This is a genomic window from Pedobacter anseongensis, assembly GCF_037482965.1.
Taxonomy (GTDB): Bacteria; Bacteroidota; Bacteroidia; order Sphingobacteriales; family Sphingobacteriaceae; genus Pedobacter; species Pedobacter anseongensis.
In genome coordinates this window covers 180,141-192,920 of record NZ_JBBHKB010000002.1, presented here as the reverse complement: position 1 = coordinate 192,920, position 12,780 = coordinate 180,141, and the positions used below count along the sequence as shown (strand labels likewise).

Sequence of the window (12,780 nt, the reverse complement as noted above, 5' to 3'; positions counted from 1 at the left end):
GCGACTAATTAGCTAATTTTTAATTTTATATAAATATGGCTGGCGTAGTTCAATTTTTTAAAGAATCATACGAAGAAATGACCGATAAAGTAACTTGGCCTACATGGGGTCAGTTGCAAAATTCGGCTGTATTGGTTTTGGTAGCTTCATTAATTATTGCAGTAGTAATCTTTGCAATGGATAAAGGTGCTACAGCTATTTTAGAAACGTTTTATAACTCAATTTAATTTATATACTAGATGAACGATCAGTTAAAGTGGTATGTAGTTAGAGCGGTAAGCGGGAAAGAGAAGAAAGTAAAACAATACATCGATTCTGAAATTAGCCGTTTAGGCCTTTCGCATTTAGTTCCTCAAGTATTAATTCCAATGGAAAAATACTACCAGATGAAAGAGGGTAAGAAAATTGCAAAAGAACGTAATTTTTACCCTGGCTATGTTTTAATCGAAGCAACATTAGATGGAGAATTGGAGCATATTATTAAAGGGGTAAATAGTGTGATTGGTTTTTTAGGTGATAAAGCTGGTAATGCAATCCCAATGCGTCAAGCAGAAGTTAACCGTATTTTAGGTAAGGTTGATGAGATGAGCCAACAGGGTGAAACCATGAATGTGGCCTACTATGTTGGTGAAAACGTAAAAGTAATGGACGGTCCATTCAATGGTTTTACGGGCGTTATTGAAGAAGTAAACGAAGAAAAGAAAAAATTGAAAGTTATGGTTAAAATCTTTGGTCGTAAAACACCTTTGGAACTTAACTATATGCAAGTAGAAAAAGAATAAAATTTATTTAAAGAAAATATTTGAGGACTGCAAGATAATTCATATCTTTGCAGTCCTTTTGCTATTTTATGTAGTAAAAAGGTCTTAAATGTTACATGCTTCCAATATTTAACATTGAGTATTACAATTAACAAATCAGAAAATGGCAAAAGAAGTCGGTGCACTTGTTAAATTACAAATCAAAGGCGGAGCTGCAAACCCATCACCACCGGTAGGACCTGCATTAGGTGCTAAAGGTGTTAATATCATGGAGTTTTGTAAACAATTCAATGCTCGTACCCAAGATAAGCCAGGTAAAGTATTACCCGTTGTAATTACTGTATATGTCGACAAGTCTTTCGAATTTATCATCAAAACCCCTCCAGTGGCTATTCAATTATTGGATGCTACTAAATTAACGAGTGGTTCTGCTGAGCCCAACCGTAAGAAAGTTGGTTCGGTGACTTGGGATCAAGTTAAGTCAATTGCTGAAGATAAGATGACTGATTTAAATTCATTCACTATCGAAGCTGCTATGAAGATGGTAGCAGGTACAGCACGCAGTATGGGAATTACCGTTAGTGGTGATGCACCCTGGACAAATTAATTAACAAATAACAGTTTACAACAGTGGCGAAATTAACAAAAAATCAAAAACTGGCACACGCTAAACTAGAAATCGGTAAATCGTATTCTTTAAAGGATGCGTCTGCGCTGGTAAAAGAAATCACTACTACTAAATTTGATGCATCGGTTGATATCGATGTGAGTTTGGGAGTAGATCCACGTAAAGCCAATCAAATGGTGCGTGGTATTGCAACTTTACCGCACGGAACTGGTAAAACTGTTCGCGTTTTAGTTCTTTGTACTCCAGATAAGGAAGAAGAGGCTAAAGCTGCAGGGGCAGATTTCGTAGGTTTAGACGAATATGTGGCAAAGATTGAAGGTGGTTGGACAGATGTTGACATTATTATCACTACTCCTGCTTGTATGGCAAAAGTAGGTAAACTGGGCCGAGTTTTAGGTCCACGTAACCTTATGCCAAACCCAAAATCAGGTACAGTAACTAACGAAGTTGGTAAAGCTGTGACTGATGTAAAAGGCGGTAAGATTGATTTTAAGGTCGACAAAACTGGTATCATCCATGCTTCGATAGGAAAAGTATCATTCTCAGCAGAGAAAATATATGAGAACGCGTTAGAAGTACTTCAAACGATTTCAAAATTAAAACCTTCTGCTGCAAAAGGAACTTATTTTAAAAGCATTCACGTGTCTTCTACAATGAGTCCTGGAATTGCAATCGAAACTAAATCAGTAGCGGGGATCTAATTATGAACAGAGAAGAAAAACAAGAAGTAGTTTTAGCTCTACAAGAGAAAATGCAAGAGTATGGCAATTTTTATATTGCTGATACCTCAGGCTTATCTGTTGAGAAAGTAAATAACATCCGTCGCAAATGTTTCGAAAGCGGTATCGAAATGAAAGTTGCAAAAAATACATTGATCAAAATTGCGATTGATGGATTGGAAGGCGACTCTTCTGAGATACACGTAGCATTAAAAGGTCAATCAGCCTTATTGTTTTCAAAAGTAGGTAATGGTCCAGCTAAGCTGATCAAAGCCCTTAGAAAAGGAAAAGGTAATGATAAACCACAACTAAAAGCAGCCTATATTGATACAGCAATATTTGTTGGAGATCATAACTTAGATTCATTAGTAAGTCTTAAATCAAAAGAAGAACTTATTGGAGAAATCATTGGGTTACTACAATCACCAGCTAAGAATGTTTTATCGGCATTACAATCAGGCGGTTCGAAAATTGCAGGTATTGTTAAAACACTACAAGAAAGAGGTTAACGAACACCTAAAGTTCGAATTAAACAAAATTATTATTACGTAAATTTTTAAAATCTTAATAAAATGGCAGATTTAAAAGCGTTTGCTGAGCAATTGGTAAACTTAACAGTTAAAGAAGTTAACGAATTAGCTCAAATCTTAAAAGACGAGTATGGTATCGAACCAGCTGCTGCGGCAGTTGCGGTTGCAGGTCCTGCTGCTGAAGCTGCTCCTGCAGCTGAAGAAAAAACTACTTTTGATGTAATATTGAAAGAAGCTGGTGGTGCTAAATTAGCAGTTGTTAAATTGGTAAAAGACCTTACTGGCTTAGGTTTGAAAGAAGCAAAAGACTTAGTTGATGGTGCACCTAAAGAATTAAAAGCTGGTGTTGCTAAAGACGAAGCTGAAGCTCTTAAAAAACAATTAGAAGAAGCTGGAGCTGTAGTTGAGATTAAGTAATCTCTCAACAATGCTTACCATGCCAACTTTGACAACCTTCCAAAGGTTGTCAAAGTTATTAGCATGGCATTAAGACTCCGACTATTAAGTCGGAGTCTATTCCCGTTTATAAACGTTTCATCTTGTTTGGTTGGTGATTCGTTTAAAGGCAAACCAAGCAAATAGTTTATTCTTAAACTAAATTAAATTTAGTCCCTTGGCAAATAAAGTCGTAGACCAAAGAGTAAATTTTGCACGTAGTAAGCATATCATAGATTATCCAGATTTTTTGGATGTGCAGTTGCAATCATTTAGAGAATTTTTTCAGATCGAAACCACTTCAGATAACCGTCACACCGAAGGTTTATTTAAAGTGTTTGCTGAAAACTTTCCAATCACAGATTCAAGAAACATATTTGTTTTAGAATTTTTAGATTATTTTATTGATCCGCCCCGTTACGACATTCCTGAATGTATTGACCGCGGATTAACTTACAGTGTTCCGTTAAAAGCAAAGCTTAAGCTTTCTTGTAACGATGCAGAACATGAGGATTTTGAAACCATTATCCAAGACGTATACTTAGGAACCATACCTTATATGACTCCTAAAGGTACTTTTGTGATTAACGGCGCAGAGCGTGTAATTGTTTCGCAATTGCACAGGTCTCCAGGTGTGTTCTTCGGCCAAAGCCGCCACACTAATGGAACCAAGCTGTACTCTGCTCGTGTTATTCCTTTCAAAGGTTCTTGGATTGAGTTCGCTACAGACGTTAATAACGTAATGTATGCCTATATCGACCGTAAGAAAAAATTCCCGGTAACCACCTTATTGCGCGCAATTGGTTACGATTCTGATAAAGACATTTTAGAACTATTTGATCTTGCTGATGAAGTAAAAGTTAGCAAATCAGGTCTGAAAAAGTATATTGGGCGTAAATTGGCTGCAAGAGTTTTAAGAAAATGGGTTGAAGATTTTGTAGACGAAGATACCGGCGAGGTAGTGTCTATAGATCGTAACGAAGTAATCTTAGATAGGGATACCGTTCTTGAAGACGACCATATCGATATGATCATCGATGCTGGTGTAAAAACTATTATCTTGTCAAAAGATGATGGCGCATCGCAAGCTGATTATACCATCATATACAATACTTTACAAAAAGATACTTCAAACTCTGAAAAAGAGGCTGTTGAAAACATCTATCGTGCTTTGCGTAATGCAGAACCACCTGATGAGGAAACTGCAAGAGGTATTATTGAGCGTTTATTCTTCTCTGATAAACGTTATGACTTAGGTGATGTAGGTAGATACCGTATTAACCGTAAGTTAAAAATGGATACTCCTGATCATGTTAAAGTGTTAACAAAAGCAGATATTATTGCGATTGTTAAATACTTAATTAAATTAATCAACTCTAAGGAAGAGGTTGATGATATTGATCACTTGTCTAACCGTCGCGTTCGTACCGTAGGTGAGCAATTATATGCTCAGTTTGGTGTGGGCTTAGCACGTATGGCTAGAACAATTCGTGAGCGAATGAATATTCGCGATAATGAGGTATTTACCCCAACAGATTTGATTAATGCCCGTACTTTATCGTCGGTTATTAACTCATTCTTTGGTACCAACCAATTGTCGCAGTTCATGGATCAAACGAATCCTTTGGCAGAGATTACGCACAAACGTCGTTTGTCGGCCTTAGGCCCAGGTGGTTTATCACGTGAGCGTGCTGGTTTCGAGGTTCGTGACGTACACTATACGCACTACGGTCGTTTATGTACGATTGAAACTCCTGAGGGACCAAACATCGGTTTGATTTCGTCACTTTGTGTACATGCTAAAATTAACAATCTAGGTTTCATCGAAACTCCTTATAAGATTGTTGAAAATGGTATTGTTGCCGTTGATAAAGAGGTAATCTACCTTTCTGCAGAAGATGAAGATGGTAAAACCATCGCTCAAGCAAATGCAGAATACGATGATAAGGGTAACTTTACTACCACACGTGTTAAAGCGCGTTATGAGGGTGACTTCCCAATTATTGAGCCTGAGAAATTAGACTTAATGGATATTGCACCAAATCAAATTACCTCTATTGCTGCTTCTTTGATTCCTTTCTTGGAACATGATGATGCGAACAGGGCGTTGATGGGATCGAACATGCAACGTCAGGCCGTACCATTATTACGTCCTGAAGCTCCAATTGTTGGAACAGGTTTGGAAGGTCGCGTTGCACGTGACTCAAGAACATTAATCAACGCAGAGGGAGAAGGAGTTGTAGAATATGTAGATGCAAACGAAATCACGATTAAATATGTACGTAACGATGCAGATCGTTTAGTTTCATTTGAAGGTGATAGCAAAACCTATCGATTAACGAAGTTCAAAAAAACCAACCAGAATACTTGTATCAACTTGAAACCAATCGTTAAGAAAGGTGAAAAAGTAACAAAAGGTCAGGTACTTTGTGAAGGTTATGCAACTGAAAATGGAGAATTGGCATTAGGAAGAAACTTAAAAGTTGCTTTCATGCCTTGGCAAGGATATAACTTTGAGGATGCGATCGTAATTAACGAACGTATTGTTAGAGACGATATCTTTACCTCTTTACATATCGAAGAGTTTGAATTGGAAGTGCGTGATACAAAACGTGGAGAAGAGGAATTAACACCAGATATCCCTAACGTTTCTGAAGAAGCGACTAAAGATTTAGATGAAAATGGTATCATCCGTATCGGTGCTGAAGTAAAAGAAGGTGATATTTTAATTGGTAAGATTACGCCAAAAGGCGAGTCTGACCCTTCTCCAGAAGAGAAATTACTTCGTGCCATCTTTGGTGATAAGGCCGGAGACGTTAAAGATGCTTCATTAAAAACTCCCCCTTCGATTAAAGGTGTAGTAATTGATACTAAATTATTCTCAAGAGCTAAGAAAACAACTAAAGCAGAAGAAAAATCGGCAATTGAGAAATTAGATAAGAGGTATAATTTAGCTACAGAGAACCTTAAAAACGAATTAGTTGATAAATTATTCACCATTGTAAATGGTAAAACATCGCAAGGTGTATTCAATGTTTACAAAGAATTGTTAATCGCTAAAGGTGCTAAGTTTACTCAAAAAATATTGGCAGACCTTGAGTATGCACATATTAATCCATACAAGTGGACAACCGATGATGATAAAAATGATCAAATCAAGTTGTTATTACACAACTATGGTATTCGTGTAAACGAAGAGTTAGGTGCTTATAAACGCGATAAATTTGCAATTAGTGTTGGTGACGAGTTGCCATCAGGAATTGTTCAAATGGCGAAAGTTTATGTAGCTAAAAAACGTAAATTAAAAGTAGGAGATAAAATGGCTGGTCGTCACGGTAATAAGGGTATTGTAGCCCGTATTGTTCGTGATGAGGATATGCCGTTCTTAGAAGATGGAACACCTGTTGATATCGTGTTGAACCCATTGGGGGTACCTTCACGTATGAACTTGGGTCAGATCTATGAGACTGTTTTAGCATGGGCTGGAAAAGAATTGGGCGTTAAATTTGCAACTCCGATTTTCGATGGTGCGAAGCATGATGAGGTGGAAGAGTGGATTGCTAAAGCTGGAGTTCCTGCTTCTGGAAGAACTTACTTGCATAATGGTTTAACCGGCGAGAAATTTGATCAGCCAACAACAGTAGGTATTATTTATATGCTTAAACTGGGTCACATGGTTGATGATAAGATGCACGCTCGTTCTATCGGACCATACTCACTAATTACACAACAACCATTGGGTGGTAAAGCACAATTCGGTGGTCAGCGTTTTGGTGAGATGGAGGTTTGGGCATTAGAAGCCTTCGGTGCTGCTAATATTCTTCAAGAAATCTTAACCGTTAAATCGGATGATGTTGTTGGAAGAGCCAAAACTTACGAAGCCATTGTTAAAGGCGAGAACCTACCTACTCCAGGTGTACCAGAATCATTCAATGTATTGGTACACGAGTTAAGAGGTTTAGGTTTAGATATTACGTTAGACTAACGTTGAAAAGTTGTAAGGTTGGAATGTTGAAGGTTAGCCTAAACATTCCAACTTTTTAAACCTTCCAACATTTAAACACATTAGTATGTCTTACAAAAAGGATAATAAATTAAAAAGCAATTTCACCTCGATAACCATTAGCTTGGCGTCGCCTGAGAATATCTTAGAGCGTTCAAGTGGTGAGGTGTTAAAACCTGAGACGATCAATTATCGTACGTACAAACCTGAACGTGATGGTTTGTTCTGCGAGCGTATTTTTGGTCCGGTAAAAGATTACGAATGCCATTGCGGTAAATACAAACGTATCCGTTATAAAGGAATTGTTTGCGACCGTTGTGGTGTTGAGGTGACGGAGAAAAAAGTACGTAGAGAACGTATGGGACACATCAACTTGGTGGTTCCAGTTGCGCATATCTGGTATTTCCGCTCATTGCCAAACAAAATCGGTTACCTTTTAGGTTTACCTACCAAAAGATTAGATCTGATTATTTACTACGAGCGTTATGTAGTTATCCAGTCGGGTTTAATGGCAGATCAAGGTATCAATTATATGGACTTCCTAACGGAAGAAGAATATTTAGATATTTTAGATAAATTACCGAAAGAAAATCAATATTTGGACGATAAAGACCCTAATAAATTCATCGCCAAAATGGGTGCTGAAGCATTAGAAGATTTACTGAAACGTATTGATTTAGATACTTTATCGTACAACTTACGTCACCAAGCAGCGAACGAAACTTCTCAGCAACGTAAAAATGAGGCGTTAAAACGCCTTCAAGTTGTAGAAGCATTCCGTGGTGCTAAAACACGTATTGAGAATAACCCAGAGTGGATGATTATTAAAATTGTTCCCGTTATTCCACCAGAATTACGTCCTTTAGTACCTTTAGAAGGTGGTCGTTTTGCAACTTCAGATTTGAACGATTTATATCGTCGTGTAATTATTCGTAACAACCGTTTAAAACGTTTGATCGAGATTAAAGCACCAGAAGTTATTTTACGTAACGAGAAACGTATGTTACAGGAAGCTGTAGATTCGTTGTTCGATAACTCACGTAAGGTAAATGCTGTTAAAACTGAAGGTAATCGTGCCTTAAAATCGCTTTCAGATATTTTGAAAGGTAAACAAGGTCGTTTCCGTCAGAACTTATTAGGTAAACGTGTAGATTATTCTGCTCGTTCGGTAATTGTTGTAGGTCCAAACCTAAAATTACACGAATGCGGTTTACCAAAAGATATGGCTGCAGAGCTATTCAAACCATTTATCATTCGCAAAATGATAGAAAGAGGAATAGTGAAGACGGTTAAATCTGCTAAGAAAATTGTAGATAGAAAAGATCCACTCGTATGGGATATCCTCGAAAACGTATTGAAAGGACACCCAGTATTGCTAAATCGTGCACCTACGTTGCACAGATTAGGGATCCAATCTTTCCAACCGAAATTGGTAGAAGGAAAAGCGATCCAATTACACCCATTAGTTTGTACAGCATTTAATGCGGATTTTGATGGTGACCAGATGGCTGTGCATTTACCTTTAGGTCATGCTGCGATTTTGGAAGCCCAAGTATTGATGCTTGCTGCACACAACATCTTGAACCCTGCAAACGGAACACCTATTACGGTTCCATCTCAAGATATGGTTTTGGGTCTTTATTACATTACTAAAGGCCGTAGAACTGATGAGGGACGCGTAGTTAAAGGTCAAGATCAGTCATTCTATTCTCCAGAAGAAGTAATTATTGCTTACAACGAGAAGAAAATTGATTTGCACGCTTTTATTAAAGTAAAAGTGAATGTAAAACAAGAAGATGGCACGATTGTAAATAAATTAACGGAAACTACAGTAGGTAGAGTACTATTTAACCAAATGGTGCCTGAGGAAGTAGGTTATATTAACGAATTATTAACTAAAAAATCGCTAAGAGATATTATTGGTGAGGTAGTTAAGATGACGGGTATGGCACGTTCGGCACGTTTCTTAGATGATATCAAGGAATTGGGTTTCAAAATGGCATTCCAAGGTGGTTTATCGTTTAACTTAATGGATGTAAATATTCCAGTAGAGAAACATACCTTATTAGAGCAAGCTGCAACTGAAGTAGAAGAGGTAAGAAACAACTATAACATGGGTTTCATTACCAACAACGAGCGGTACAACCAAATTATCGATATTTGGACACGTATTAACAATCGTTTAACTTCCTTCGTGATGACTCAATTATCGAGCGATAACCAAGGGTTCAACTCGGTGTATATGATGCTCGACTCTGGTGCACGTGGTTCGAAAGAGCAAATTCGTCAGCTATGCGGTATGCGTGGTTTGATGGCTAAGCCTCAAAAATCAGGTTCTGGTGGTGAGATTATTGAAAATCCGATTTTATCTAACTTTAAAGAAGGATTATCGGTACTTGAGTACTTTATCTCTACTCACGGTGCACGTAAAGGTTTGGCCGATACAGCGTTAAAAACTGCGGATGCGGGTTACTTAACTCGTCGTTTGCACGACGTTGCACAAGATATGATTGTGAATGCAGTAGATTGTGGTACCTTAAGAGGTATGTACACTACCGCGTTAAAGGATAACGAAGATATTGTTGAGCCGTTATATGACAGGATTTTGGGTCGTATTTCACTTCATGATGTATTTAATCCGTTAGATGGAGCTTTATTAGTTGGTGCAGGTGAGGATATTTCTGAAGAAATTGCAAAAGCAATTGAAGAATCTCCTTTAGAGGGTATAGAAATTCGTTCGGTATTAACCTGCGAAAACAAAAGAGGGGTTTGTGCCCTTTGTTACGGTCGTAACTTAGCATCTGGTAAACGTGTTCAAAGAGGTGAGGCTGTTGGTGTAATTGCTGCACAGTCTATCGGTGAGCCAGGTACACAGTTAACGTTACGTACATTCCACGTAGGTGGTACGGCATCGAACATTGCTGCAGAATCGCAGATCAATGCTAAATTTGATGGCGTTATCGAATTCGAAAACTTACGTACTGTAGAAACGAATACCGAAGAAGGTAAAACTGATATCGTATTGGGTCGTTCGGGAGAGTTTAAAATTATTGAACCTGGAACTGGCAAAATAATTGTAACCAACAATATTCCTTATGGTGCATTCTTATTTGTTAAGGAAGGCGATAAGATCAAAAAAGGAGATAAAATTTGTTCATGGGATCCATACAATGCTGTTATTATCTCTGAATTTGCAGGTAAAATCGAGTTCGATGCTATTGTTGAAGGAGTAACTTTCCGTGAAGAATCAGATGAGCAAACTGGTCACCGTGAAAAAGTAATTATCGATACACGTGATAAAACAAAAAATCCGTCGATTAGAGTTGTTGATAAAAAAGGGGATTTAATTAGAGGATATAACATTCCAGTAGGTGCGCACATTGCGATCGACGAAGGCGAATCTGTACAAACTGGTCAAATTCTAGTTAAAATACCTCGTGCAACAGGTAAAACCCGAGATATTACAGGTGGTTTACCACGTGTGACCGAGTTATTTGAAGCACGTAATCCATCTAACCCAGCTGTAGTAACTGAGATTGATGGTGTAGTAACTTTAGGCGGTGTTAAACGTGGTAATCGCGAGATGACGATTGAGTCTAAAGATGGAGAAGTTAAAAAATATCTAGTACCATTGTCTAAGCACATTTTGGTACAGGATAACGACTTTGTTAAAGCGGGTATGCCGTTATCTGACGGGTCTATTTCTCCAGCCGATATTTTAGCCATTAAAGGCCCTGCGGCTGTACAAGAGTACTTGGTGAATGGTATCCAAGAGGTTTACCGTTTGCAGGGTGTGAAAATTAACGATAAGCACTTTGAAGTAATTGTACACCAAATGATGCAAAAAGTGCATATCGAAGACCCAGGTGATACACGTTTCTTAGAAAATGACTCGGTAGATCGTTGGGATTTCCAAGTAGAGAACGATGAAATTTACGATAAAAAAGTAGTTGTAGATGCGGGTGATTCGAATTTGGTAAAACCAGGTCAGATTTTATCGTTACGTAAATTAAGAGACGAAAATTCTCAATTAAAACGTAAAGATTTAAAGCAAATTGAAGTACGTGATGCACAACCTGCAACAGCGAGTTCAATTCTACAGGGGATCACTAGAGCATCGTTAGGTACAAAATCATTTATCTCTGCTGCGTCCTTCCAGGAAACCACTAAGGTGTTAAATGAGGCTGCTATCGCGGGTAAACGTGATAACATGTTAGGCTTAAAAGAAAACGTAATTGTTGGTCACTTGATTCCTTCAGGTACTGGTGTACGTGGCTATGAGCGTATCATTGTAGGTTCTCAAGAAGAGTACGATAAATTATTAGCATCTAAAGCTGAAGAAGAAGTAGAGGCGTAAAATTTATCTGATTACTTATATTAAATCCCGACATAACGTCGGGATTTTTTTTTATTTTTGACCATCATGGAAGAACAACAGAACGAAAATCAAATTAACATAGAATTATCGGAAGAAATTGCCGAAGGTATATTTTCTAATTTAGCCATTATTACCCACTCTAATACAGAGTTTGTATTAGATTTTATCCGAGTAATGCCCGGCGTACCAAAAGCAAAGGTAAAATCCAGAATTATCTTAACACCAGAGCATGCCAAACGATTAATGCAGGCTATGCAAGATAATATCGAGAAGTTCGAAGCGATAAATGGGAAAATTAAAATGCAAGAGGAAGCAGTTGGCTTTCCTTTAAATTTTGGCGGACCAACGGCTCAAGCCTAAAATAGTGAATTTGTAAATTAGCTAATTTGCAAATTCACTAATTGGCTAATGCGGATTAAAATTTTCTCCGTTTCTTCGGGCTCAAACCAATTCGTACTTTCATCTTTTCTGAACCATGTTAGTTGGCGTTTGGCAAATCGACGGGTATTCTGTTTAATCATCGCAATTGCAGATGCCAAATCTGTTTTTCCATCTAAATAATCGAATAATTCTGAGTAGCCTACCGTATTTAAGGCATTGAGGGGCCGATAAGGCATTAGTGATTTAACTTCATCAAGTAAGCCAGCTTCCAGCATCAAATCTACGCGCTGGTTTATTCGATCATACAGCAAGGAACGGTCTGAGTTTAGTCCGATTTTTATACTATTGAACGGCCTTACTTTTTTGTTTGCCGTTAAGAAAGACGAAAGTTTTTGCCCAGTGGATAAGAAAACTTCCAGCCCTCTAATCATGCGTTGTGGATTAGACTGGTCTACTTTAGAAAAGTACTCAGGATCCACGTCTTGAAGTTGATTTTGGATAGAAACTATTCCGTGATTTGCAAATTGTTGATTAAGTTCTTCTCGGATGCTTAGGTCTATTTCGGGCAGCTGATCTAATCCTTTACAAACCGAATCGATGTATAAGCCAGAACCACCCACCATAATCAGTATGTCGTGTATTTTAAACCGTTCGTCGATTAATTTTAAGGCTTCAACTTCAAAATCGCCTGTACTAAATAAGGTATTTATGCTATGTGAGTTAATAAAATGATGTTTTGCTGCCGCTAATTCTTCTTTCGAAGGCTTTGCCGTTCCAATGTTCATTTCTTTGAAAAATTGACGGGAATCTGCTGAAATAATTTCGGTATGGTAAAAATTGGCCAAGGCTATTGCCAACGAAGTTTTACCGATTGCCGTTGGTCCTACCACTACTATTAAAGTCTTTTGCGACATTTACTATCAGGATTTTAGTATCGTAATTCGC

The 12,780-nt window shown here is 37.8% G+C and carries 10 protein-coding genes; 9 read left to right on the top strand and 1 reads right to left on the bottom strand.

Annotated elements, in window-relative coordinates; translation table 11 throughout:
- The first annotated feature begins 35 nt into the window (after positions 1 to 35).
- The 9 genes from secE (at position 36) to WG904_RS07875 (ending at position 11,814) form a co-directional block, all read left to right on the top strand.
- The gene (gene secE, locus WG904_RS07915) at positions 36 to 227 is read left to right on the top strand and encodes a preprotein translocase subunit SecE (protein ID WP_339578775.1); all 192 of its coding nucleotides are present in this window, start codon (positions 36 to 38) and stop codon (positions 225 to 227) included.
- Between the two features lie 12 nt (positions 228 to 239).
- On the top strand, positions 240 to 782 hold the full coding sequence (gene nusG, locus WG904_RS07910) for a transcription termination/antitermination protein NusG (protein WP_090994170.1): 543 nt from the start codon (positions 240 to 242) through the stop codon (positions 780 to 782).
- Between the two features lie 142 nt (positions 783 to 924).
- Positions 925 to 1,368, top strand: a complete 444-nt coding sequence (gene rplK / locus WG904_RS07905) for a 50S ribosomal protein L11 (protein WP_339578774.1) — start codon at positions 925 to 927, stop codon at positions 1,366 to 1,368.
- Positions 1,369 to 1,391: 23 nt separating this feature from the next.
- Positions 1,392 to 2,090, top strand: coding sequence for a 50S ribosomal protein L1 (gene rplA / locus WG904_RS07900; RefSeq protein WP_339578773.1), 699 nt, complete (start codon positions 1,392 to 1,394; stop codon positions 2,088 to 2,090).
- A gap of 2 nt (positions 2,091 to 2,092) precedes the next feature.
- Positions 2,093 to 2,617: a 50S ribosomal protein L10 gene (gene rplJ / locus WG904_RS07895; RefSeq protein WP_339578772.1), complete on the top strand. Its 525-nt coding sequence runs from the start codon at positions 2,093 to 2,095 to the stop codon at positions 2,615 to 2,617.
- 63 nt (positions 2,618 to 2,680) lie between these two features.
- Positions 2,681 to 3,055: a 50S ribosomal protein L7/L12 gene (gene rplL, locus WG904_RS07890; RefSeq protein WP_339578771.1), complete on the top strand. Its 375-nt coding sequence runs from the start codon at positions 2,681 to 2,683 to the stop codon at positions 3,053 to 3,055.
- A 196-nt stretch (positions 3,056 to 3,251) separates the two neighbouring features.
- Positions 3,252 to 7,058: a DNA-directed RNA polymerase subunit beta gene (gene rpoB / locus WG904_RS07885; RefSeq protein WP_339578770.1), complete on the top strand. Its 3,807-nt coding sequence runs from the start codon at positions 3,252 to 3,254 to the stop codon at positions 7,056 to 7,058.
- An 85-nt stretch (positions 7,059 to 7,143) separates the two neighbouring features.
- Entirely contained in the window at positions 7,144 to 11,433 is a 4,290-nt protein-coding gene (rpoC, locus tag WG904_RS07880) for a DNA-directed RNA polymerase subunit beta' (protein ID WP_339578769.1), read from the top strand.
- Between the two features lie 66 nt (positions 11,434 to 11,499).
- Positions 11,500 to 11,814, top strand: a complete 315-nt coding sequence (locus WG904_RS07875; RefSeq protein ID WP_339578768.1) for a DUF3467 domain-containing protein — start codon at positions 11,500 to 11,502, stop codon at positions 11,812 to 11,814.
- A gap of 17 nt (positions 11,815 to 11,831) precedes the next feature.
- Here WG904_RS07875 and miaA read toward each other — a convergent pair whose 3' ends face one another.
- Complete coding sequence (miaA, locus tag WG904_RS07870) at positions 11,832 to 12,749, bottom strand: tRNA (adenosine(37)-N6)-dimethylallyltransferase MiaA (RefSeq protein WP_339578767.1); 918 nt, start codon at positions 12,747 to 12,749, stop codon at positions 11,832 to 11,834.
- Between the last annotated feature and the right edge of the window lie 31 nt (positions 12,750 to 12,780).